At 67.0% G+C, this 24,975-nt stretch carries 13 protein-coding genes and 3 pseudogenes; 12 read left to right on the top strand and 4 right to left on the bottom strand.

Annotation, left to right across the window (positions count from 1 at the left end; translation table 11 throughout):
- The first annotated feature begins 76 nt into the window (after positions 1–76).
- A complete protein-coding gene (locus ACN9M2_RS01660) occupies positions 77–1,462 on the top strand; it encodes an Hsp70 family protein (RefSeq protein ID WP_426286457.1) in 1,386 nt (461 codons plus the stop codon).
- Positions 1,463–1,527: 65 nt separating this feature from the next.
- Here ACN9M2_RS01660 and ACN9M2_RS01665 read toward each other — a convergent pair whose 3' ends face one another.
- Both ACN9M2_RS01665 and ACN9M2_RS01670 read right to left on the bottom strand, forming a co-directional pair.
- Positions 1,528–2,172, bottom strand: coding sequence for a DUF4124 domain-containing protein (locus ACN9M2_RS01665; protein WP_426286458.1), 645 nt, complete (start codon positions 2,170–2,172; stop codon positions 1,528–1,530).
- 2 nt (positions 2,173–2,174) lie between these two features.
- Positions 2,175–3,119 carry a DegV family protein gene (locus ACN9M2_RS01670; RefSeq protein WP_426286459.1) on the bottom strand — a complete coding sequence of 315 codons (945 nt, stop codon included), beginning with the start codon at positions 3,117–3,119 and terminating at the stop codon, positions 2,175–2,177.
- 195 nt (positions 3,120–3,314) lie between these two features.
- Between ACN9M2_RS01670 and ACN9M2_RS01675 the strand changes: the two genes are divergently transcribed.
- Complete coding sequence (locus tag ACN9M2_RS01675; RefSeq protein WP_426286460.1) at positions 3,315–4,103, top strand: AMP nucleosidase; 789 nt, start codon at positions 3,315–3,317, stop codon at positions 4,101–4,103.
- Positions 4,100–4,984: an EamA family transporter gene (locus ACN9M2_RS01680; protein WP_426286461.1), complete on the top strand. Its 885-nt coding sequence runs from the start codon at positions 4,100–4,102 to the stop codon at positions 4,982–4,984. Before ACN9M2_RS01675 ends, ACN9M2_RS01680 begins: the two co-directional genes overlap by 4 nt.
- Positions 4,985–5,100: 116 nt before the next feature.
- Here the strand turns inward: ACN9M2_RS01680 and ACN9M2_RS01685 are convergent, their stop codons facing one another.
- Entirely contained in the window at positions 5,101–8,205 is a 3,105-nt protein-coding gene (locus ACN9M2_RS01685; RefSeq protein ID WP_426286462.1) for a carboxypeptidase regulatory-like domain-containing protein, read from the bottom strand.
- A gap of 465 nt (positions 8,206–8,670) precedes the next feature.
- Here ACN9M2_RS01685 and ACN9M2_RS01690 point away from each other — a divergent pair, with 465 nt between their 5' ends.
- A complete protein-coding gene (locus ACN9M2_RS01690; protein WP_426286463.1) occupies positions 8,671–10,329 on the top strand; it encodes a Na+/H+ antiporter in 1,659 nt (552 codons plus the stop codon).
- Positions 10,330–10,508: 179 nt separating this feature from the next.
- Here ACN9M2_RS01690 and ACN9M2_RS01695 read toward each other — a convergent pair whose 3' ends face one another.
- The gene (locus ACN9M2_RS01695; RefSeq protein WP_426286464.1) at positions 10,509–11,300 is read right to left on the bottom strand and encodes a TatD family hydrolase; all 792 of its coding nucleotides are present in this window, start codon (positions 11,298–11,300) and stop codon (positions 10,509–10,511) included.
- Positions 11,301–11,853: 553 nt separating this feature from the next.
- Here ACN9M2_RS01695 and ACN9M2_RS01700 point away from each other — a divergent pair.
- The 8 genes and pseudogenes from ACN9M2_RS01700 to gspG all read left to right on the top strand — a co-directional run bounded on the left by ACN9M2_RS01700 (position 11,854) and on the right by gspG (position 24,966).
- Positions 11,854–12,297: a post-PEP-CTERM-1 domain-containing protein gene (locus tag ACN9M2_RS01700; protein WP_426286466.1), complete on the top strand. Its 444-nt coding sequence runs from the start codon at positions 11,854–11,856 to the stop codon at positions 12,295–12,297.
- Positions 12,294–14,273: a PA domain-containing protein gene (locus ACN9M2_RS01705; protein WP_426286467.1), complete on the top strand. Its 1,980-nt coding sequence runs from the start codon at positions 12,294–12,296 to the stop codon at positions 14,271–14,273. Before ACN9M2_RS01700 ends, ACN9M2_RS01705 begins: the two co-directional genes overlap by 4 nt.
- Positions 14,274–14,466: 193 nt before the next feature.
- A pseudogene (locus tag ACN9M2_RS01710) lies at positions 14,467–17,598 on the top strand (ESPR-type extended signal peptide-containing protein); the annotation flags it as partial.
- A gap of 117 nt (positions 17,599–17,715) precedes the next feature.
- Positions 17,716–20,397: pseudogene (locus ACN9M2_RS01715) on the top strand (ESPR-type extended signal peptide-containing protein); the annotation flags it as partial.
- A gap of 564 nt (positions 20,398–20,961) precedes the next feature.
- Positions 20,962–21,366, top strand: a pseudogene (locus ACN9M2_RS01720) (YadA-like family protein); the annotation flags it as partial.
- A 207-nt stretch (positions 21,367–21,573) separates the two neighbouring features.
- Complete coding sequence (gspE, locus tag ACN9M2_RS01725) at positions 21,574–23,289, top strand: type II secretion system ATPase GspE (RefSeq protein ID WP_426287974.1); 1,716 nt, start codon at positions 21,574–21,576, stop codon at positions 23,287–23,289.
- A gap of 8 nt (positions 23,290–23,297) precedes the next feature.
- The gene (gspF, locus tag ACN9M2_RS01730) at positions 23,298–24,515 is read left to right on the top strand and encodes a type II secretion system inner membrane protein GspF (RefSeq protein ID WP_426286468.1); all 1,218 of its coding nucleotides are present in this window, start codon (positions 23,298–23,300) and stop codon (positions 24,513–24,515) included.
- Positions 24,516–24,597: 82 nt separating this feature from the next.
- The gene (gene gspG, locus ACN9M2_RS01735) at positions 24,598–24,966 is read left to right on the top strand and encodes a type II secretion system major pseudopilin GspG (RefSeq protein ID WP_426287975.1); all 369 of its coding nucleotides are present in this window, start codon (positions 24,598–24,600) and stop codon (positions 24,964–24,966) included.
- The last annotated feature ends 9 nt before the right edge of the window (positions 24,967–24,975 follow it).

The raw sequence follows: 24,975 nt of genomic DNA on the forward strand, positions 1-24,975 counted from the left end.
TAAGATAGGCGGTTCCCCGGGGCCGCCGGCGCGCCGCCGCGCCATGCCGCCCGCCTGTCTTGCCCCCGAGAACCCCATGAACATCGGTATCGACTTCGGTACGAGCTATTCCGCCGCCGCGACCTTCATCGGCGACGAACTGACCCTGATCCACTTCGGCAACGCCAGGCAATTTCGCACGGCCGTCTTCTTTCCCGAGGTGGTGCCCGATCCGAACGACTTCCAGCTGACGCCCGAACTCGACGCGCAGGTCGAGGCTCATATCCGCTCGGCACGCGCCCAGCAGCGCCAGTTCGCGACGGAGGCGCAGCAACGTGGTGGCGCCTTCGTCGAACGCAGCGACAACGAATTGCGCCGCGACGCGTTGCGCACGGTGCGCCGGCAGTGGATGGAGCGCCGCGCCGCCGAATCGCCGACCGCGACGGTGGAAAGTTTCCAGCATGCGTTGTTCGGCGACGAAGCCGTCGAGGCCTATCTCGAATACGGTGACGGCAACCTCATCGAATCGCCGAAATCGATGCTGGGATACCGCCTCGATCCGCAAGTGCGCAAGGTGATCGTGCACATCGCCACGCACATCCTCGAACACATCCGCCTCGCCGCCAGCCGCCAGCTCGGCGAGGCGGTGCGCACCGCGGTGATCGGACGCCCCGTGCACTTCCGCAGTTCCATGGGCGACAAGGGATCGGAACAGGCGGTGGAGATCCTCCGCGAAGCCGCCGCCGTGGCCGGCTTCGATGCCGTCTCGTTCCTCGAGGAACCCGCGGCGGCGGCGATGCATTATCACAAGCGGCTCACGACACGGCAGGCAGCGCTCATCGTCGACATCGGCGGCGGTACCACCGACGTCGCCTTCGCCGAACTAGGCGGCGATGAATTGCCCCGTATCGTCCGTACGTGGGGCCTGGCCAAGGGTGGTACCGACCTCGACATCAACCTCAGCATGCACAGCTTCATGCCCGAGCTTGGCAATAACATCACCCGCGTGCCGGTACATCATTTCGTCGAAGCGGCCAGCGTGCACAACCTGCCGAAGCAGCGCGAGTTCCGCCGCCAGGATTACCGCATGGTCGACGAACCCTGGCAGTCGCGTTTGCGCGCGTTGCAGCAGCCGGGCGCCACGACACGACTCAACCAGACCGCGGAGCGCAGCAAGATCACCTTGAGCGGCCTTGACGAGGCGCATGCCGACCTCGGCTTCCTCGAACCCGGCCTCGGCGTGAGCATCGCTCGCGCCGACATGGACGAAGCGGTGGAGCCGTTCATTCACCGCATGCAGCGCCTGCTCGCGGAAGTTCGCGAGGAATGGCCCGGCGTGCCCGCCAGCGTGTTCCTGACCGGCGGCACTTCGCGTTCGCCTGTCGTGAAAGCGGCCGTGCGCGACAGCTTCCCGGGCATTCCCATGGTCGAAGGCGACCCGTCGCTGGGCGTGGTCTCCGGACTCGCCGTCGCGGCCGCCTGATCGAGCCCTTGTGGGAGCCGGCAGGGTCGGTTCCCATCGTCGGGTATCCGCAGCCCTTCAATGGCTTATCCGCAGCCCTTCAATTGCGCCTGAAGCCGTGCGTCCTTCGCCTCCAGCGGAGCGCGCTCGCTCTTGAACGCGTTGCGGAGCAGGCGCTGGTTCGCTTCGGCGTCGCCGCGCACGGCCTGGCAGGCCTCGGCGGGGCTGAGCCGGCGGCACTGGTCCTGCACCCATACGTAATTGCTGGTCGCCACCGCCGCCGCGTTGCCCTTGCCGCGGTTGAGCTCCGGCGCGGATGCGACCGCCGCGTCGCGGCTGCCGTAGGTATCGGCGAGTGACGAAGTGACCGCGCCCAGGACGCCGAAGGGCGCCATGTATGGCTCGGGATAGCCGTTGTCGCTGGTATATGGCTTGCCATCGGTGGCGCGAATGCAACCGTAGAGCACGGGAGCCGGGGCCACGGGTGCCTGTGGCGGGGGCGCTTCGTCGACCGCCTCGCGCGATGGCGGCGGTCCGGGCATCGGCGCCACGCGCCCGTCCGCCGGTGCGGAGTCCTGCAGCTGGATCGCCTGCTGGCGCTGGTTCTTCGCGCAGGGTGTCTGCTGGTAGATCGTCTGCCCACCGGCCTGGCACTTGTAGACGGTTTCCGCCACCACGTCGCCGCCCGTCGCCAGGGCGAGGGCGGCGAGCAGGATGCGCGCGGGAAGCATGCTCAGAATTCGGCCACGTGTTCTTCGGAGGCGAGGCCCAGCGTCATCGCGCCTTCGCCGACGTTGACCATGCCCGTGATACCCATCGGGCTCTCCAGTATCTCCACGCCGGCCTCGGCGCAGACGCGCGTGAGCGCCTGGTAGCCGGGCAGGTTGCGCATGTCGTCGAGATCGCCGCCGTAGCTGAGCGAGAGCGAAGGCACGAGCAAGCCGGCCTGCACGCGCTTCGCGGCGTAATCGAACAGCGTCTGCGCGCCGTGCTCGAATCCCCGAACCTTGCCCACCGGCCCGGTTTCACCCTTGTGCGCCCGCAGGATCGGCTTGATATCCAGCGCGGTGCCGAGCATGGAACTGAGGAAGCTCACGCTGCGGTCGCCCTTGCTGCGGGCGCGGGAGCGCAGGTAGTTGAGGTCGCGCGGCAGCATGTAACCGTAGGAACAATCGGCGATGTGGGCGGCGCGTTCGCGTACCTCGGCAGGGGACTTGCCCGCCTGGATCGTCCGCACCGCCTCGACCACCACCGGTGCCGAGCCGGCGAAGATGTTGCGGGTGTCGACCACGCGCATCAGGAAGGGGCCGCCGATGCCAGCGGCTTCGCGGACCGGCCGGTAGTTCTTCAGGATCGCGAAGCTCGCCTTGATCACGTTGTCGTGGATGGGGCTGCGCGTGGCCATGATGGTGAGGCAGACGACGCAGTCGTATTCCTTCACCATCCGCTGGAGGAAGAGGTTCTGCACGTCCTCCACCGAGCTCGCCTCGGTCTCGGCCGAGTGGCTGCGGCTGCCCAGCTTCTGGTTTCGGAAACGCTGGATCTCGACCGGGTCGCGGTCGTCCTTGAAGCGTTGCAGGTCCACCTTCACGGCGATGGGCATCACCGCGATACCGTTGCGTTCCAGGAACTCCTGCGGCAGGTCGCAGGCCGCGTCGATCGCTATGCCGATTCGCATCGGGCACCACCCCCCATGGTAGGCCTGACGGCCCCGCGGCGCCCGAAACACCCGATGCGTCCCGGCTTGCCCCGCTGGGCCGGATGCTACACTTGCGCGAATGAATTTGGCACTCCGCCGGCGTGGCGTCGCCGGTAACCGCGCCGTCGGCAAGCAAAGGCGAACGCCGCCGGCGCACGCGCACCCGGATTCGACATGAAAACCAAGAACGAAATCGTCTCCAACTGGCTGCCCCGGTACACGGGCACGCCCGTGGAGGGATTCGGCCGGCACATCCTGCTGACCAACTTCGGCCACTACGTGGAGCGCTTCGCCCTGGAGCACGGCGTGGAGGTGCAGGGGCGCGACCGGCCCATGCCCAACGCGACGGCCGACGGCATCACGCTGATCAACTTCGGCATGGGCAGCCCCAACGCGGCGACGGTCATGGACCTGCTCAGCGCGATCGAGCCCCAGGCCGTGCTGTTCCTGGGCAAGTGCGGCGGCCTCAAGAAGAAGAACGCCATCGGCGACCTGGTCCTGCCGATCGCCGCGATCCGTGGCGAGGGCACCTCGAACGATTACCTTCTGCCGGAGGTTCCGGCCCTGCCGGCATTCCAGCTGCAGCGCGCGGTCTCCACCATGATCCGCGACCTGGGCCACGACTACTGGACCGGCACCGTCTACACGACGAATCGCCGGGTCTGGGAGCACGACGACGGTTTCAAGGAGTACCTGCGTCGCACCCGTAGCATGGCGATCGACATGGAGACCGCGACCATTTTTGCCGCCGGCTTCGCCAACCACATCCCCTGCGGCGCGCTCCTGCTGGTGTCCGACCAGCCGATGATCCCCGAAGGCGTGAAGACCGAAACCAGCGACGCCGTGGTCACCGCCACCTTCGTCGAGCGGCACATCAAGGTAGGCATCGAAGCCTTGAAACTCGTCCGCCGCCACGGCCGCAGCGTGAAGCACCTGCGCTTCGAAGACGACGGCGAGCCGTGAAACCTGCGGATCTATGTCTGGGCGTGCTCGTCGCGTTGATCTGGGGAAGCAACTTTTCGGTGATCGAAGTGGGTCTTCGCGACCTCGATCCGTTCCTCCTCACCGGGTTGCGCTTCACCTTCACCGCGTTTCCACTGGTGTTGTTCCTGCGCTGGCCGCGCGACGTGTCCATCGCGGCGTTGGCGGCATATGGCGTGCTGTTCGGCGTCGGCCTCTGGTGGGTCGTGAACCTGGCCATGGCCAAGGGGATGTCGCCCGGGCTTTCATCGCTGGTGTTGCAGTTCAGTGCGTTCTTCACCGTTCTGTTGAGCGCGGTGTTCCTCCGCGAACGCATCCGCTTGCCCCAGCTTGTGGGCATGCTGCTTGCGGCGGGTGGTCTGATGATCGTGATAAGCCATATCGAAGGCACGTCCACCGCCTTCGGCATCGCGCTGGTCTTGCTGGCGGCGCTCAGCTGGAGCGCCTGCAACCTCATCGTGAAGTGGCACAAGCCGGCCGACATGATCGCGTTCGTCGCATGGTCGAGCGTGTTCTCCGCGCCGGTTCTGTTCATCCTCACCTACGTCGTCCATGGATCGGGTCCGTTTCAGGCTCTCGGCCATGGCGTGAGCTGGCGGGCGGCCGGGTCGGTGCTGTTCCAGGCTTATGTGACCACCGTGTTCGGCTACATGGTGTGGAACAACCTCATGAAGAAATACCCGGCGACGTCGGTGGCGCCGTTGTCGCTGATCGTGCCGGTGTCCGGCATCTTCACCTCGTACCTCGTGTTCGACGAGGGATTCGAACCGGCCGTGTGGGGCGGCATCGTGGTGATGCTGATGGGCGTGGCCTGCTTTGTCCTCGCGCCTTACCTCCAGCGTCGCGCAGCTGCTGTCGCTTGAGGTTGTTGGGGCGCTTTTCATAAAAAAGGCCGCCCGTGGGAGCGGGCGGCGATCTGGGGAGGTTGCATCGGTCGCGCGCCCGGAGGCGCGCGCCGTTGTCTTCTTGTGGTGGAGCGTCAGAGCGAGAAGTCGTACTCGGCGGACAGCTGCACATAGCGCGGCTGCTGGAAGCTGGTCGGGATCTTGTACGTGCTCCCGGAGAGCGAATTGCCGCTGTCGTCCTCGCCCACCTCGTTGATCGACGTCGTGTGCTGCTTGTTGAACACGTTGAAGACGTTCGCGGAAAGCGTCAGCCCCTTCGCCCACACCGGCTTGTACGCCGCGTTCAGGTCGATGTTCCAGTAACTCGGCGTACGGCCGACCGAGCCGCGCTGGACCACCATGCCGTCGCAGTAGAGGTACGCACCCGCGCCGTAGCCGCCGACCACCTGCGAGTCGATCGGGTTCAGGCCGTAGCAGTTCTCCGGGCGGCCGGTCTGGAACACGCCGTTGGCGCCGACGAGCCACTGCTCGTTGATCTGCCAGGCTCCGTAGATCTTGAACGTGTGCTTGCGGTCGTTCGGCAGGTAGCCGTTCGAACCGGCCATGATCTCCGGATAGTCGAACAACTCGGTCGTGCCGGTGTCGGCCTGGCCGTTGCTGGAATCGACGCCACCTTCGGCATTGCCCCGCGTATGCGAGAAGACATACGACGTCTTCAGGTACCAGGTGTTGTCGAAGTTGCGCTCGGCGGTCAATTGAAGCGCGAGGTAGGAGCGCTTGTACTTGGGCTCGCCTACATCCACACCCGGCAAGTGGATGTTGTAGAGCGTGCCGGTGGCGTCCACCGGCGTACGCAACGTCACCGAGCTGCCCGGATTGAAGATGTAGCAGCCGGGCACGTTGGCATCGGCGGGGGTCAGGCTCGTGGTATCGAGGTTGAGCCCGTACTGCGCGTTGGCCGCCTTGGCGATCGGACGGAAGTCGCAGGAATCGTCGATGCCGGTCAGCACCTTGCGATAGATGGCCTTGGCACCGAAGGTCCAGTCGGCGATCTGCTGCTGCGCGCCCAGGATGAACTCACGCTGCTTGAACGGCTTCAGGTCCTTGGTGGCGACAGCACCCGGATTCGGGACCACGCCGGCTTCGCCGTTCGAGTAGATGATGCCCGTGCGCGACGGGAAGGCCGCCGCATAGGCCGCCGGCAAGGCACCGAGGCCCGTGGGTGCGCCGGTCACCGGATCGATGCCCGTATAGCTGAAGTACTGGTTCTGGTACAGCGAGGCCGACGAACCGCGCAGGGCCACGTTGCCGTCCAGCGGTAGCGAGTAGTCGCCGGCGCTGCCATAGATCTTCAGCGTCGAATCGCCATGCACGTCCCACGAGAAGCCCAGGCGCGGCTGCCAGCTATGCACCTGTTTCACATAGGTCTGGCCGAGGCTGTTGGTATTCTCAAAGCCGTCGTTGCGCACGCCGATGCGGGCGACGAAGTTATCGGTGATGTGCCAGTTGTCCTGCAGGTAGTACGACTTCTGCGTGATGCCGACCTTCGCGCCGGTGGCGAACACGGTCTGTTCGACGACGCTGTCCGCCGGATCGAGGCCCGGCGCGTGGCCGAGGATGGCTTCCGGTTGCGAGATGTACGTCCAGCGGCTGCCGCCCTCATAGGCGGTGCCGGTGTCGGTGGTGAAATGGTCGCGTGCCCAACCGGCCTTCAATTCGTGGTCGCCGATGTGATACTCGAAGTCGATGCGACCGGCATTGCGCTTGTCTTCGCCGTTGGGCGTGGTGAGCGTGCCGCCGGTGAAAGAGCAGTGCGGTGCGGCGGTTCCGCCATTGCTGACCGGGATGCGGTTGTCGGCGATCAACGGGCAACCGGGCGAGTTCGCCGCGTTGAAGATATTGCCGTCGTACTCTTCCAGCGTGCCATCGGCCGTGGTGGCGCGTTCATCGCGCCGGTTGGTGCTCTTGCCGTACTGCGCCGATATCGTGAAGTCGTCGGTGATGTAACTGGTGTACTTCAGGATGTTGTTCATCCCGCCGGTCTTGTCGTAGACCTGGCCGAGGTAGTCGCCACGATGCGGTTGCCCATCGGCGTCGTAGCTGTATCCATAGATGCTCTGCTGCTGCGTGCTGCTGTCGCTGAAGCCGGTGTATTCGAGGATGTTGCTCTCGTTGATGTTCCAGTCCAGCTTTACCAGGTAGCGCGGGTCCTTGATCGTGGTCTTGTTGAAGTTGCCGCTACCCGAGGAGTCCCCGTAGTGTTCGTCGGCCGTGCGCGTGCCGCCGACGAGGGCGAACATGAACAGCTTGTCCTTGATCAGCGGACCGCCCAGCCATGCGTTCCAGCGCTGGCCGAAGTCGGTGGCGTTGCCGCTGTTGTTGTTGCCGACCACGTAGTTGCTGTTGTGCCGGTTGTTCTGCAGCAGGCTGCCGTTCTGCAGGTAGATGTTGGGCTGCTTGGCCTGGAACTGGTAAGGGTCCCAGGTGAAATCGACGCCGCCCTTCCACTCGTTCGTGCCGCGCTTGGTATTCACCGAGATCACGCCGCCGGTGGAATTGCCATACTCGGCGCCGTAGCCGCCGTCCTGGATCTCTTCCTGGTCGATCGCTTCGAACGGAACCTGCGAATACGTGAGGCTCTGGAAGAAGTTGGTGACGTTGAACCCATTCACGTAGTAGCTGTTTTCGGCGACGGACGCGCCACCGAAGGAGGCCAGGTTGCCGAAGGCGCTGTCGCCCTTGGTCGCGCCCGGCGCGAGCAGGGCCACGGCGGTCTGGTTGCGCGCCAGCGGCAGCTGCTTGATCTGTTCCGAGGTCATGACCGTATTGGTCTGGCTCGAGGTGATGTCGATCGGCGGCAGCGCGTTCGCCGTGACCGACACGGTCGTGAGGTCCTGGGCACCCGCATTGGCCGCACCGGCCGCATTACCGGCGGCGAGGTTCAGGTTGAAGCCCTGCCCGGCGACGATCTGGATGTCACGCGTGGAGCTCTGGCCACCCTTGGTGGAGGTGATCTTGTAGTCACCCGGCGGCAAGGACGAGATGTTGAAACGGCCATCGTTGCCGACGGTGGCGGAACGGCTCAGCCCGCTTCCCGTGTTGGTGGCGGTGACCTGCGCCCCCGCATCGGCGGTGCCGTAGACGGCGCCGACGGTGCTCTGCGCAAGGGCGCCCGTGGCGACCAGGCCAAGGCCGAGCGCGATGGCGAACGATAACGAGCGCCGCCTGGTGCGCTCCATTGAGTGACGCGAATCCATGGTGATCTCCCCGGCCATTGGCCAAATGCTTCAAGTCGTCCCGTCATCCCTCGACGAACGGAACGGAGTGGTTCACGTGATGGCCGTCCGGGCCCCTGTATGGCGTCGATCTCCTCCGCATCGATGCGCCGCGTATCGCCGTTAACGAAACTGCAACAAGCGAACGCAAACTACGCCCGGCCGACATCGGCACTCAATGCGAGTTGCATGAACGGAAGTTCTTGTCCCTCTTGCGCGCGCAGGGGGCGCAAGGGCTGGATGCCCGGATCGCAAGGCCGACGTGGCGGAGGAGTGCGGTTGTCCGCGTGGATGGCGCAGGAATATGCGCGGCGCGTTAAGGCGAAGATGAAAAAGTCTTCATGAGGAACGAAAAATTTTCACTGCTTTCCGGGGACAAAAGCCCTGTCATCGGTTGCCTGTCCGTCCCGCCCCGGTTAGCGTCGCGCGATGGATCTCGTCATTACCATCCTCGTGCTTCTCCTGGTCGTCGCCCTTTCCGGGGCGGTCGTCCGTGTCCTGCCGGTGAAGCTGCCGTTGCCCCTGCTGCAGATCGCCTTGGGGGCCCTGCTGGCGCGGCCATTCGGCATGCACGTGGAATTCGACCACGAGCTGTTCTTCCTGCTCTTCATTCCGCCGTTGCTGTTCGCCGATGGCTGGCGAATCCCGAAGCGCGAATTGTTCCTGTTGCGCGGTCCGATCCTCGCGCTCGCCATCGGACTGGTGTTCTTCACCATCCTCGGTATCGGCTATTTCGTGCACTGGATGATTCCCACCGTCCCACTCGCGGTGGCATTCGCCCTCGCGGCGGTCTTGTCGCCGACGGACGCGGTGGCGGTGACATCGATCACCGGCGGCTCGACGATACCGCCTCGCCTGATGCACATCCTTTCTGGCGAGGCGTTGCTCAACGATGCTTCAGGCCTCGTGGTGTTGCAATTCGCGGTAGCGGCGGAACTCACGGGCCGGTTCTCGCTCGCGACGGCGGCAGGCGACTTCGCCGTGATGGCGTTGGGCGGCGTGGCAGCCGGCGCCTTTGTCGGCTATATGTTCGGTATCTTCCGCCGGCGCCTCGTGCGATGGAGCGACGAGGTCGACCCGGCGAGCCAAGTGGCCTTGTTGCTCTTGCTCCCCTTTGCCGCTTATCTGCTCGCGGAACATTTCGGCGTGTCCGGCATCCTCGCCGCTGTCGCAGCGGGCATGACCATGAACTACACCGATGTGCTGAAGGGCGGCTATGTCGCGACGCGCATGCAGAACGGCGCGGTGTGGTCGATGGTCGAATTCATCTTCAACGGGCTGATCTTCCTCCTGCTCGGCCTGCAGTTACCTGGCATCGTCGACGGCGCGAAGAACGACCTGGTCCAGGCGGGTGGCGGGCCGATGTGGCACCTTCCCGCGTATGTGATCGCCATCACCCTGGCGCTCGTCGTGTTGCGTTTCATCTGGGTGTGGGTGTCGCTGCGCTTCATGCTGATGCGTGCGCTGCATCGCGGGGATAAGCGTCCGAAGGTGGGCACGCGGCTGGTCTGGACCACGGCATTGGCGGGTGTACGTGGGGCCATCACCATGGCCGGCGTGCTTTCGTTGCCGCTGATGAAAAGCGATAGCGTGCCGTTCCCCGTGCGCGACCTGATGATCCTCCTCGCCACCGGCGTCATTCTTTGCACGCTGCTGTTCGGTGCGATCGGTCTACCGCTGTCGGTGAAGGGGTTGAAGATTCCCGGCGAAGATCCGCGTGTGCGCGAGGAGCGCAAGGCGCGGGCGCTGGCCGCGGAGGCGGCGTTGCGCGGCATCGCGGGCGAACAGCAGCGCGTGGAGGCCGACGGCGACGAAAATGCCGTGGTTCTGGCCTCGCGCGTCGCCGCCCGCGTCATGGCGGATTACCAGCAGAGGCTCGAAGCAGCGGGCGAGGAAGGCGACGTGCCGGAGAAGGCGCGCGCCGAGGCGGGCACGGAACGCGTGATGCGGCTGGCCGCGCTACGTGCGGAGCGGCTTGAGCTGTATGCGCTACGCCGCAGCCACGAGATCAACGATGAAACCTTGCAAGCGTTGTTGCGCGAGGTGGACCTCGCCGAGGCGGCGCTGACCGGGCTGCACTCAGGCTGAGGGTCCAGCGACAGGGTGGGAGCGCGCTGTGGCGTGAACCCGCTCTGGTGGGAGCCGACTCTGTCGGCGATGGGTGCTTGCCGTGACCTGGCCCGCTGCCGCGGGATCGCCGACAAGTTCGGCTCCCACCAGGTCAAGGCCATCTTCCATGGATCGGCTCCCACCAGGGGAGCGAGCGGTCAGGTGGCGAGTTGGAAGAAGGCTTCCGTCGTGCGCACGCTTGCTTCGGTCAATGCTTCGCGCGTTTCGCCGCGGTCCTTCGCCACTTCGTCGCGGATGTGCGCCAGGTACATCGGCTCGTTGCGACGATCCTTCGGCATGGGCCGGATCGTGCGTGGGAGCAGGTAGGGCGCATCGGTTTCCAGCATCAGCCGGTTCGCTGGAATCATCCTCACCAACTCGCGCAGGTGCGCACCCCGGCGTTCGTCGCAGATCCAGCCGGTGATGCCGATGTGGCAGTCCAGGTCGAGGTAGTCGCGCAGTGCTTCGCCGGTATCGGTGAAGCAATGCACCACGGCCGCGGGGACGCGGTCGCGATACCGCTTCAGGATGGCGAGGAAGTCGTGGTGGGCGTCGCGCTGGTGGAGGAACAAGGGCTTCCCCACCTCGACGGCAATCTCAAGTTGACGTTCGAACACCTCCCGCTGGACATCCCTCGGCGAATAGTTGCGGTTGTAGTCCAATCCGGTTTCACCGACCGCACGAACTTCCGGCTCCTTCGCGAGCCGGCGCAGCAGCGCATGGGTTTCCTCGTCGTAGTCGATCGCGTGGTGGGGGTGCACCCCGGCGGTCGCGTAGAGGCGTCCGGAATGGGCGCGGGCGAGTTCGAGGGCGTGCGTGCTGCCTTCACGTGAAGCGCCGGTGACGATCATCTTCCCTACGCCGTGGGTGGTCGCGCGGGCCAGCACATCGTCAAGATCTTGACGAAAGGAATCGTGGGTGAGGTTGGCGCCGATATCGATCAAGTCCATGATTTTTTTCGCTTTGAGCTCGTTGTTTTAGAGATGTAACAGGACGTTATTGTCGCGCAAGGCTATGAATTGAAAACTTATCCAGGCGTCCGATCATCGTTTGCACGGGGTTTCCCGCACGCAGGTTTGGATAACACGGGAATTTGCGTCAAACGATTGACGTTCGCATTTTCCTGCTGCTACGTTCCAACGACCGCCGTCAATAAGACGACGCGCAGGAGGGCGCAAGAAGGATCTATTCGACCTTTTCGCAGGGGACGTCCGCCAGGACATCAAAAGGGATGACGACCGGCAATCGGCCGTCCGCCAGCAGTACCACGGGTAAGGGGTAGTGCAGATGGTAAATCGTTCGATCGCACCATGTCGCCGCGGCAAGGCCGCGCACTGGGGCAACACCACGTCATGAATCGTCACCGCTGGCGCTTGCGCGCCGGCGGGCAGGGATTGGCGTTGAGGGGAACGTCGAATCCTCGAGTGTTTACGCCGGCGAGGGGGTCTTCGCCGGTGGGCGTGCAGGGAGGGGTCCCGGCGCCGCACTAGGGAGGTATGGGTAATGACTTCACGATCACTGGCACAGGCCTTGGGTCTCGTGCTGACGGGCATCTTCACGGTGGCGGGAGCGGCACATGCCGCCGACACGCCGCACGCGACCCAGCCGCAGACCGTCATGGTCCAGGGCGTCCAGGTCGCTATCGATCCTTCGACCGGCCGCCTCCGCGAGCCGACGGCGGCCGAACGCGCGGCGCTTTCGAAGGCCTTCCAGGTCCGCTCCAGCCGGGCTTCCTCGCTCTCGGCGCAGCCGCGCACGGCGGCCGATGCGAAATCCACGTTCCGCACGGTGAGCCTCGGCAACGGCGTCCGCGCCAAGGCCGTGCGCGTGCCGCAGGAACTGATGAGCAGCGTCGTGGCCGAACGCGCGCCTGACGGTACGTTGAGCGTGCATCACGACGACCACGGCGTGCAGGCCGCGCCGAAGGCGCCGGAGGTGACCCGATGATCCGCCGCAGCCTCCTCTTTACCGCGCTCGCCGCCGCCGGCCTCTTCGCCACGGTCGGTGCCCAGGCCGCCGAGATCAAGATCGTCAACCAGGACGTCGGCACCGGCCAGGGTCTCGACGACCCGACGCCAGCCGCCCCGGTCGGCGGCAATCCCGGCACCACCGTCGGCAAGCAGGCGCTGAACGTCTACCAGTTCGCCGCCGATATCTGGGGCGCCGTGTTGCAGAGCGACGTGACGATCGTGAACAACGCGACCTTCGAGCCGTTGTCGTGCGATGCCACCTCGGGCGTGCTCGGTTCCTCCGGTACCACGTACATCTTCTATTTCGACGACACCAGCACGTTGCCACCCGGTGCCGTGCGCAACACCTGGTACCACTCCGCGCTGTTCGATGCCCTGACCCACGAAGACGGCGTGCCGGGCGAAGCCGACATCCAGAGCCAGTTCAACGGTGCACTGGGAACGCCCGGATGCCTGGAGGGTTCGCGCTGGTACTTCGGCCTGGATGGCAAGACGCCGGCGGGCTCGATCAACTTCCTCAACGTCGTGCTCCACGAAATGGCCCATGGCCTGGGCTTCTCCGGCTTCAACAGCCTGACCACCGGTTCGCCGTATGTCGGCGACGACGGCGTCGCGCGTCCGGACATCTATTCCACCTTCGTCTTCAACGACACGCAGATGAAGAAGTGGTACGACCTCACGCCGGCGCAGCGCGTCACGGCGGCGCTGGACGACGGCAAGCTCGTGTTCACCGGCGCCACCGTGAAGGCGGAAGCGCCTCTGGCTCTCGGCACGCCGAATGTCTTCCGCGTGACGGCACCGGCCGCGGCGGCGGGCGACTACGGTTATTCGCAGGCCGCGTTCGGCCCGACGGCGACATCGTCCAACTTCACCGGCAGCGTGGCCCAGGCTTCTCCCGCCGATGGTTGCGCGGCGATCACCAACGGCTCGGCGATCGCCGGCAAGATCGCGTTGATCGATCGCGGCACCTGCGACTTCACCGTGAAAACGCTCAACGCGCAGGCGGCTGGCGCTTCCGCCGTGCTCATCGCGAACAACCAGGCCGGCGCGATCACGCCGGGAGGCACGCCTGCCTCGCCGGTGAACATCCCGGTGATCGCGGTGAGCCAGGTCGACGGCAACAAGCTGAAGGCGAACCTCACAGGCCTGACCGGTGCCGTGGGTACGGGTACCGGCCTCGCCGGCACCGACGCTCAGGGCAACGTCCAGCTGTATGCGCCGACCGTGCTTGCCCAGGGCTCGTCGTTCTCGCACTACGACACGCGCCTGACCCCGAACGCGATCATGGAATACGCGATCAGCCAGGACCTCGTCGGCCAGATCGACGTCGACCTGACGCCCGCGCTGTTCCAGGACATCGGCTGGGGCCTCAACCGCACGTCGCAGAAGTTGCTCACCTGCGATACCGGCATCCCGACCCTCGTGCCGGGTGGCGTGATCATCGGCGCCAACGTGATCGCCAACGCCCAGATCCTCGCGGGTGCCGCCGCGAGTGTCGGTGACTACCGCGCAGCCGTGCATGCCTATGCCGGCCAGCTCGCCACCGACGGGCTGATCTCGGCAGGCCAGGCCACCAGCCTCAACGCGTGCTTCTCCGACGCGGAAACGCAGTCGCAGTACGACGCGTGGGGTCCGCCGCCCGCACCTCCGGGCATCGTGTTGAGCAACAACACCGCTCTGGGCAACCAGAAGGGTGCGGCCGGCGCGAGCACCGTCTACCTGCTGACGGTACCGGCCAACGCGAAGACGCTGACCCTGCGTACCTTCGGTGGCTCGGGCGACGTGTCGATCTCGGTGACCGATCCCAGCGGCAAGGTGAAGGACCAGCCGAACCGTCCGGGCAACAGCGAACCGTTCACCGCCGGCAAGCCGGCGGCCGGTACGTGGACGCTGACCGTGAAGGGAGTCAAGGCGTACTCGGGCGTAAGCGTCCTGGGTGCGTACACGCTCTGACGCATGACATGGAAGAGGCCCCGGTTCGCCGGGGCCTCGACCGTGACGCGCCCGCCATGCGGGCGAGGGACACACACACCGAACACGTTCGAGCGGCCGGCGCCTGCGCCGGCCATGGGGATACATCGTCCGCCGCGGTCGCGACGGACTGGCGGAGGGCAGCGCGCCGCGCGCCCGCGCATCGATCGCTCACATGCGGACATCTGGGAGGAAGGCTGACGTGAACACCATCTACAGCAAGGTCTGGAACAAGACGCTCGGGATTCTGGTCGTGGCTTCGGAACTGGCCCGGGCCAGAGGCAAGGGTGGTGCGTCGCGACGCGTGCGTGCCGCATTGGCCGCGCTGCCACTGGCTGCCGGCGCGATGCTGGCGCTGGGCAGCGCGCCGGCGCACGCAGGCAACGTATGCGGTGGCTACCTGTTCGGCATCCAGGGCAAGGCGCCGGTCGCCAAGGGCGACGATGCGTTCGCCTGCGGCACGTCCAGCAAGGCCGCGGGCGACTACAGCACGGCGGTCGGCACGGCGGCGAACAGCAGCGGCGCCTATAGCGTCGCATTGGGACAGAACGCGCAGTCCACCGGTATCTATGCGACGGCGCTGGGCCAGAACGCCCGCGCCGTCGGTACGGACAGTGTCGCGGTCGGCGAGTCCTCCTATGCGAGCGGATCGGCCAGTTCGGCATTCGGCACGGATTCGCGCGCCACGGCGAAGAATTCCGTCGCCCTCGGTGACGGATCGATCGCGGATCGCGCCAATTCGGTATCGATCGGCAAGATCAACGAAGAGCGTCAGCTGGTGAACGTCGCCGACGGCACGCAGGCGACCGATGCGGTCAACAAGCGGCAGCTGGACAAGGTCTCGTCGTCGGTTGGCGGTGTGTCGGCTCGCGTGGATACGCTGTCCACCCGTGTCGACGGTGTATCGACGCAGGTGAACCAGCTTGCGGACGATGTCAGCGACGCCACGCATTACTTCAAGGCGAACGGCGCCGGCGATGGCAGCGACGATGCGCAGGCTACGGGCGATTTCGCCACGGCCTCCGGCTCGGGTGCCTACGCCGGTGCGACGGGCGCGAGCGCGTTCGGCTCTGGTGCGGTGGCGACGCAGCAGTTCGCCACGGCTACTGGCTATGGCGCCGTCGCATCGGGACAGAACAGCGCAGCCTACGGTTCCGGTGCGCAGGCTTCGGCCAACGGCGCGACGGCGATCGGCGGGCAGGCGCTGGACGAAGATGGCAATCCGTTGATCACGTACACGGCGACCGGCGAAGCGGTCGGTCCGGCGACGGCCTCGGGCCTGGCCGCGACGGCGGTGGGCGCGAGCGCGCAGGCGGAAGGCCAGTTCGCCACGGCCTTGGGCACGGCGGCGTTCGCGCAAGGCGAGCAGTCGACGGCGAGCGGTTTCCTCGCACAGGCATCCGGTGCGGGCGCGGTGGCGAACGGCGCGCAGGCCTTTGCCGATGGTGACCTGTCGGTGGCCACGGGCTACGGTTCGGCGGCCTATAGCAGCGGCGCGACGGCGATCGGCGGTGGCGCGAGCGCGGCGGGCGAGGGCAGCGTGGCGATCGGCAACTACGCCGAGACGGGCTTCGGTCTGTTCGGCATCGAGAGCGCGAACGCGGTGGCGATCGGCGCGGGCAGCTGGGCGCTGGGTAACGGCGGCACGGCGCTAGGCGCGAATGCATGGGCGATCGGTGAGAACTCGGTGGCGCTGGGCCAGGGTTCGTACGCGGATCGCGACAACACGGTCTCGGTCGGCGACGTGGGCAGCGAGCGGCAGGTCACCAACGTGGCGGCCGGTACCGAGGCCACCGACGCGGTGAACAAGGGACAGCTCGATGCCGTCGCCAGTGGTGTGAGCGATGCCAGCCACTATTTCAAAGCCAACGGGCTGGGCGATGGTTCCGATGACGCGCAGGCCACGGGGCAGTATGCGACAGCGTCGGGCTCGGGCGCTTATGCGGGTGCCGACGGTGCGAGTGCGTTCGGCAGCGGCGCGGTCGCCACGGGATCGAATGCGACGGCGACCGGCAGCGGAAGTGTCGCCACGGGACAGAACAGCGCGTCTTACGGTGCCGGTGCGCAGGCCAACGGTCCGGGCAGCGTCGCGGTCGGCGGTGTCGCCGTGAATGAGGACGGCGATCCGCTGGTGACCAACCAGGGTGTTCCGGTCGACACGGCGGCCACGACGGCCGCGGTCGGTGGCACGGCGGTCGGCGCGAGTGCGCAGGCCGGTGGCTTCGCCGCGTCGTCGTTCGGCGTGGGTGCGTACGCCAGTGGCGCGCAGGCGACGGCGGTGGGCGCGGTCGCCAACGCGATCGGCGATTACTCGACGGCCGTGGGTACGCAGAGCGCGGCGACCGGTGCGAGCAGTGTCGCCGTGGGTGAATCGTCGCAGGCGACGGGCGAGGAAAGCGTGGCGGTGGGTGGCACGGCCTACGGCGGCTTCATTCCGACGATCGCAAGCGGTATCGGCGCGTCGGCCTTCGGCGCAGGCGCATGGGGCACGGCCGATTACAGCACGGCGATCGGTTGGTCGAGCACGGCCGATCATCTCAATGCCACGGCAGTGGGTGCGAACGCCGGTGCGCTCGATGTCGGCGCGGTCGCGGTCGGCTTCCTTAGCCGTGCCATCGGCGTGCAGACGACGACGGTCGGTACCAACTCCTTCGTCTGGGGCGACAACGCCTCGGCCTACGGCAGCAACACTTCCATCAGCGGCAACAACGCGACGGGCCTGGGCGCCAGCTCCAGCATCGATGGCGAAAACAGCACGGCGGTGGGCGCGAATACGTCGGTCACGGGTAGCGGTTCCACGGTGACCGGCGAAAGCAGCATGGCCATCGGTGACGAGTCGACGGCGAACGGCCATGGCGCCATCGCCAGCGGTTACGGCGCGTCGGGCTTCGGTGCGGGCAGTTTCGCCAGCGGCGATTACACGACGGCCGTGGGACAAGGCGCGATAGCGCAAGGCACCGGTTCTTCCGCTATCGGCAGCGGCGCGAGCACGAACGCCGATTTCGCCACGGCGACGGGCTATGGCTCGGTGGCATCGGGACAGAACAGCGCGGCCTACGGTTCCGGTGCGCAGGCTTCGGCCAACGGCGCGACGGCGATCGGCGGGCAGGCGCTGGACGAAGATGGCAATCCGTTGATCACGTACACGGCGACCGGCGAAGCGGTCGGTCCGGCGACGGCCTCGGGCCTGGCCGCGACGGCGGTGGGCGCGAGCGCGCAGGCGGAAGGCCAGTTCGCCACGGCCTTGGGCACGGCGGCGTTCGCGCAAGGCGAGCAGTCGACGGCGAGCGGTTTCCTCGCACAGGCATCCGGTGCGGGCGCGGTGGCGAACGGCGCGCAGGCCTTTGCCGATGGTGACCTGTCGGTGGCCACGGGCTACGGTTCGGCGGCCTATAGCAGCGGCGCGACGGCGATCGGCGGTGGCGCGAGCGCGGCGGGCGAGGGCAGCGTGGCGATCGGCAACTACGCCGAGACGGGCTTCGGTCTGTTCGGCATCGAGAGCGCGAACGCGGTGGCGATCGGCGCGGGCAGCTGGGCGTTGGGCAACGGCGGCACGGCGCTGGGCGCGAATGCATGGGCGATCGGCGAGAACTCGGTGGCGCTGGGCCAGGGTTCGTATGCGGATCGCGACAACACGGTGTCGGTCGGCGACGTGGGCAGCGAGCGGCAGGTCACCAACGTGGCGGCCGGTACCGAAGCCACCGACGCGGTGAACAAAGGACAGCTGGATTCGCTGGCCACCAGCGTCGGCGACGCAAGTCATTACTTCAAGGCGAATGGCCTGGGTGACGGTAGCGACGATGCACAGGCGGTCGGCGATTTCGCCACCGCTTCGGGTTCGGGCGCATTCGCGGGTGCAACGGGTGCCACGGCCAACGGTAGCGGTGCGGTTGCCACGGGTGTCAATGCGACGGCTACGGGATATGGCAGCGTCGCGTCCGGACAGAACAGCGCGTCTTACGGTGCCGGTGCGCAGGCCAACGGTCCAGGTAGCGTCGCCGTCGGCGGCGTCGCGGTGGATGAAGAGGGCAACCCGCTGATCACCAATGGCGGCGTGCCGGTCGATACTGGCGCGACGAGCGCGGGCGTCGGCGGTACGGCGGTCGGCGCGAGTTCACAAGCGGGCGGCTTCGCCGCGTCGTCGTTCGGCGTGGGTGCGTACGCCAGTGGCGCGCAGGCGACGGCGGTGGGCGCGGTCGCCAACGCGATCGGCGATCTGTCGACGGCGATCGGCACGCAGAGTGCCGCGACCGGGGCGAGCAGCGTGGCCGTGGGCGAAAGCGCGCAAGCCACGGGCGACGAAAGTGTCGCCGTCGGTGGCAGCACGTTCTTCGGCCTGATACCGGCGCAAGCTTCGGGTTATGCCTCGTCCGCCTTCGGCACGGGCGCATGGGCCACGGCGGACTATGCGACCGCCCTGGGCTGGAACAGCTACGCGGATGGCGCGAGCAGCACGGCGGTTGGCGAATCGGCGATCGCCGCGGCGGCGAACTCCGTGGCCCTCGGAGCGGGCTCCTTCAACGATCGGGCGAATACCGTTTCGGTCGGCGATGTCGGCAGTGAGCGGCAGGTCACCAACGTCGCGGCCGGTACCGAAGCCACCGACGCGGTGAACAAGGGGCAGCTGGATTCGCTGGCCACCAGCGTCGGCGATGCAAGTCATTACTTCAAGGCGAATGGCCTGGGCGACGGCAGCGACGACGCACAGGCGAGCGGCGATTACGCCACCGCTTCCGGTTCGGGCGCCCTGGCGGCCGGCTCCGGCGCCACGGCTACCGGTTCCGGTGCGGTGGCCGCGAACCAGTTCGCGACCGCAACCGGCTATGGCAGCACGGCCAGCGGCCAAAACGCGGCCGCCTTCGGTGCGGGCGCGCAGGCGACAGGCGCGGGCAGTGTCGCGGTGGGTGGAAACGCCGTGGACGAGGACGGCAACCCGCTGATCGCCGATGGCAATGGCAACCCGGTCGACACCGGCGCGACCAGTGCCGGCGTAGGCGGCACGGCGGTCGGCGCCAGTTCGCAGGCCGCCGGTTTCGCGGCGACCTCGGCCGGCGTCGGCGCCTACGCCAGCGGTGCGCAATCCACGGCGTTGGGCGCGGTGGCCAATGCGACCGGTGATTATGCGACCGCGGTGGGTACCTCCACCACGGCCTCGGGTGCCGGTTCGGTCGCGGTCGGTGGGCCGAGCAATCTCGCCGGCGTCGGACTCATCTATACCGGCGCGACCGGCGACAGCGCGGCGGCGTTCGGTGCCGGCGCGCAAGCCACCGCCGACTTCGCCACGGCACTGGGTGCCATCGCGGGAGCCGAGGGCGTGGGTAGCACGGCGGTGGGTTACTTCGCCTATGCGCCGGGCGCCAATGCCACGGCACTGGGCATCAACAGCTGGGCATCCGGCGCGAGCAGTGTCGCGGTGGGCGATTTCTCCACCGCGCGCGGCGCCGCCAGCGTCGCCCTTGGGGCCAACGCGACGGCCACCGCGGCGGATAGCGTGGCCATCGGCTCCAACGCCCTTGCCGATCGCGCGGGTACGGTGTCGGTGGGCGCGCGCGGCAGCGAGCGCCAGATCACCAACGTGGCCGCGGGCGAGCAGGGCAGCGATGCTGTCAATGTCGATCAGCTGACCCAGTTGTCCGACAGTGTGGCCAGTGCCCGTCATTACGTGTCGGCCACGGGTGCGGGCGACGGTTCCGACGATGCCAGTGCGACGGGCACGCTCGCCACGGCCACCGGTGCGGGAAGCGGCGCCACCGGCGATCTATCCACCGCCAGCGGCGCCTTCGCCACGGCGAGCAAGGAATCCGCGACGGCGGTAGGTGCCTTCGCCAATGCCGGCGCGGCCGGTGCCACGGCGATCGGCGACAGCGCGCGTGCGCTGGCGGCGAATTCGGTGGCCCTGGGCAGCGGGTCGCTGGCGACGCGGGCGAATACGGTCTCGGTCGGCAGCGGAAGCAACAATCGCCAGATCACCAACGTGGCCGCCGGTACACAGGCGACCGACGCGGTGAACCTGAGCCAGTTGAACACGGCGCTGTCGGGTGCCTTTGCCGGCACGTCCAGCGTCACCGGCAATGCGGTGGCGATGGCCCTGGGGGGTGGGGCGACGATGGGCGCCACTGGCTTTGTCGGGCCGGTGTATCGCGTACAGGGCGGTTCCTACAGCACGGTCGGCGATGCGGTGGGTGCGCTCGACGGCGCGTTGTCCTCCTTGGACACCCGGGTGAATCAGCTGGAGTCCGGTTCCGGCGGGAGCACCCTTCCGGGAACGGCGCCGGTGCGGCGCAACAGCGTCATGTCGGCATCGGTCGCCAATGCCGGCGTCGCGGCCCCGATGGCCGCGCAGGATGCGGCTGCCCCGGTGCAAGCGGCAGCCGTACCGGTCACCGCCGCCGTTGTCGACGGAACGGGTAACGGCACCGCCATCGGGACCGGCAGCTATGCGAAGGACCCCACCGACCTGGCCGTCGGCACCAATGCAAGCGTCGGCGCCGACAATGGCACCGCCGTGGGAACGGGTGCCACGGTCACGGCGGCGGCGACCAACAGCGTCGCGCTCGGTGCCAATTCCGTGGCCGACCAGCCCAACACCGTCTCCGTGGGCAGCGCGGGGGCGGAGCGGCGGGTGACCAACGTCGCCGCCGGGACGGCGCCGACCGACGCGGCCAACGTGAGCCAGGTCGACCAGGCCGTCGCCACCGCGAAGTCCTACTCCGACCAGGGCGATGCCGCGACCCTGAGCAGCGCCAAGGCCTATACCGACCAGAAGTTCGGCGACGTGGTCAGTGGCGGGGCGTTCGACGAGTACAAGCGCACGGTGGATCGCCGCTTCAGCAACCTCAACGACCGCCTTAACAAGGTGGGCGCGATGGGGGCGGCGATGTCGCAGATGGCCTTCAGCACCCAGGGCGTCAACGGCGACAACCGGCTCGGCGTGGGCGTGGGCGGATACAAGGGTCAGGGCGCCCTGTCGGTCGGCTACTCGCGCAGCCTCTCGTCCAACGCCAGTCTCACCTTCGGTGCCGCCGTAAGCGGCGGTGAGACCTCCGGCGGTGTTGGTGTAGGCGTGGGCTGGTAAAACAACCCGGGCGGCGCCTACAAGGCGCCGCCAAGTCCTTGAAGCCGGTGGAAACGCCGGCTTTCGTTCGTTGCGCCGAGTCGCGAAACGAAGCGATCGCGGTCGCCGTCGACGCACGGTATGTGCTACCAATAGCGGCCCGTCCGGTCAGGAACGATCGGCCGGACGACGTAATCAACGGACCGTGATGGAGATGGCATGTCTGCGATGACCGAGCATAGGGACATGCTTACCGGGGAACCGGGAGAAGTCCAGGTGTGTGCGCACCTCGTCGCGCATGGCCGGCTCAAGGATGCCGACCTTGCGCGGGCCCGCCGCCTGCACGACGAAACGCCGGAGGGCACGCTCACGGCGCTGATGGCGCGGCTCGGCCTGGTTTCAGAGCGCGATCTCGCCGATGCGTGGACCGACCTGCTCGGCCTGCCCTTGCTCGCGGCGAAGGACGCGCCGGAACTGCCCCCCACCGATACGGAGCTCTCGCTCCGTTTCCTCAAGCAATACCACGTGGTTCCCGTCCGCGACGGCGATGACGGCGTCGTCCTGCTCGTGGCCGATCCCGCCGATCCGTATCCCCTACAGGCCGTGCGGCTGGCGACCGGGCGTGACATCCCGCTGCGCGTCGGCCTGCGCTCCGAGATCGACGATCTCATCGAACGTTATTACGGCCAGGGCCGCTCCGCGATGGGCAGCATCGTCGAGAGCCTGGACGGCAACGCCGCCGTGGAAGACGACGTCGAGCACCTGCGCGACCTCGCGTCCGAGGCGCCGGTGATCCGGCTGGTCAATCTGATCCTGCAACGCGCGGTGGAGCAGCGGGCGTCGGACGTGCACATCGAACCGTTCGAGAATCGGCTCAAGGTGCGCTACCGCATCGACGGCGTCCTGCATGAGGTGGAGGCGCCGCCATCCAGTTCCACGGCGGCGGTTATCTCGCGCGTGAAGATCATGGCGCGCCTCAACATCGCCGAGCGGCGCCTGCCGCAGGATGGACGCATCCAGTTGCGTGTGCAGGGCAAGGAACTCGACCTTCGCGTCTCCACCGTGCCGACCAGCTTCGGCGAATCGGTGGTGATGCGTATCCTCGACCGCGAATCGGTGGTGTTCGACTTCGCCTCGCTCGGCTTCACCGACCATTTCCGTGGTCGCTTCGTCGAGGTGCTCGACCGGCCGCATGGTATCCTCCTGGTCACCGGTCCCACGGGCTCGGGCAAGACGACCACGCTGTACACGGCCCTTTCGCAGATCAACACGCCCGACGTGAAGATCATCACGGTCGAGGACCCGGTCGAATACCAGATCGAGGGCATCAACCAGATCCAGGTCAAGCCGCAGATCGGGCTCGACTTCACCGGCGCCCTGCGCTCGATCGTCCGCCAGGACCCGGACGTCATCATGATCGGCGAAATGCGCGACCTGGAAACCTGCCGCATCGCGATCCAGTCCGCGCTCACCGGCCATCTGGTGCTCTCCACGCTGCACACGAACAGCGCATCGGGTGGTATCACCCGCCTGCTCGACATGGGCGTGGAGGACTACCTGCTCGGTTCGACGGTCAACGGCATCCTCGCGCAGCGACTGGTACGCCGCCTGGACCCCGAGACCGCGATTCCCTACGAGGCGCTGCCCGAGGTGATCGAGCAATTCGAACTGCACAAGTACACCGACGAGCGTCCCATCCGCCTGTGGAAACCCGGCACGAGCGCGACCAATCCCACCGGTTACAGGGGACGGCGCGCCATCATGGAATTCCTCGTGATGAGCGATCCCCTGCGCCGGCTCGTGATGCAACGCGCCGACGCGGGTGAGATCGAGCGCCAGGCGCGTGCCGAGGGCATGCGCACCATGTACGAGGACGGGCTGGCCAAGGCAGTGGCCGGCATCACGACGATCGAGGAAGTCCTGCGCGTCACGCAGGAATCGTAGGCCTTCGCATGAGCCAGTTCCGCTATCGAGCCATCAGCGCCGCCGGCGAGGCCCTGACGGGCCGCATGGAAGCCTCGTCCGTCGAGGATGTCGTCGCCCGGTTGCAGGACCAGGGACATACCCCGCTGGAAGCCGCGCCAGCCGATGGCGAATCGTCGGGCGGCGGCATCGCCGCCATGTTCCGCAAAGGCGCGTTCACCGGCGATCAGCTCGCCCAGTTCACCCACCAGCTCGCCACGCTGCTCGGCGCGGGACAACCGTTGGATCGCGCGCTCGGCATCCTGCTCGACCTGCCCGAGGGCGAACGTGCGAAGAACATGGTGGAGCGCATCCGCGACCGGGTGCGCGGTGGTACCACCCTTTCCACGGCGCTCGACGAGGAGAACGGCGTGTTCCCCCGGCTGTACGTGAGCCTGGTGCGCGCTGGCGAGGCCGGTGGTTCGCTGGATGAAACGCTGCGACGTCTCGCCGATTACCTGGAGCGGTCGCAGGCCCTGCGCGGCAGCATCATCAATGCGTTGATCTATCCGGCCTTCCTGATGGTCGGCGTGCTCGGCTCCCTCGTGTTGTTGCTGGCCTACGTGGTGCCGCAGTTCGTACCGATCTTCGCCGACATGCAGGTACCGATACCACTCATCACCAAGGTGGTGCTGGCGATCGGCACGGTGATCAGCGACTGGTGGTGGGCGATCGGCGTGTTCCTCGTGGTGCTCGCCATGTTCCTGCGTCTGCGCCTGCGCGATGCGGAGACCAAGCTGGCTTTCCACGGCCGCCTGCTTACAATGCGGGTCGCCGGGCCCTTGCTGCTCAAGGTCGAGACCGCGCGCATCGCCCGCACGCTGGGCACGCTGCTGAAAAACGGCGTGCCGCTGCTCTCGTCCCTCGCGATCGCGCGCCAGGTCACCTCCAATCGTGCCCTCGACCTCGCTCTCGAACAGGCCGCCGAGCGTGTGAAAGGGGGCGCCGGCCTTGGCAGCGCGTTGAGCCAGACGGAGCGTTTCCCGCGGCTCGCCCTGCAGATGATCCAGGTCGGCGAGGAAGCCGGCGCACTGGATACGATGTTGCTCAAGGTCGCCGACACTTTCGACGTGGAGGCCAAGCGCGCCATCGATCGCTTGCTTGCCGCGCTCGTGCCGACCCTGACCATCGTGATGACCGTCATGGTCGCCTTCATCATGGCGGCGATCCTGCTGCCCCTGCTCAGCCTTACCAGCAACATCAACTGATCAAACCGTTCCAAGGAGTTTTCCCATGCGCGCGAACCGTACCCTCCGCCACCGCCACGCCCGCGGCTTCACGCTGCTGGAAATGCTCGCCGTGATCGTCCTGATCGGCATCATCGGCGCCATCGTGGTGACCCAGGTCGGCAAGAACGTCGACAAGGGCAAGTACGGCGCGGGCAAGGCCCAGCTCACCACACTGAGTCAGAAGATCGAGAACTACGCGCTCGACAACGGCACGCCCCCGCATTCGCTCGACGACCTCACCACCAAGCCCGCCGACGCGAGCAGCTGGCAGGGCCCGTACGCGAAGGCGTCCGATCTCAAGGATCCCTGGGGCCATCCGTTCGGCTACCGCTACCCGGGCGAGCACGGCAGCTTCGATCTCGTGTTCTACGGCCAGGATGGAAAGGCCGGCGGCGACGGCTACTCGGCCGACGTCGGCAACTGGCAGTAACCGGCGGCA

Origin of the sequence: Luteibacter sp. E-22 (genome assembly GCF_049913125.1) — a bacterium.
GTDB lineage: Bacteria > Pseudomonadota > Gammaproteobacteria > Xanthomonadales > Rhodanobacteraceae > Luteibacter.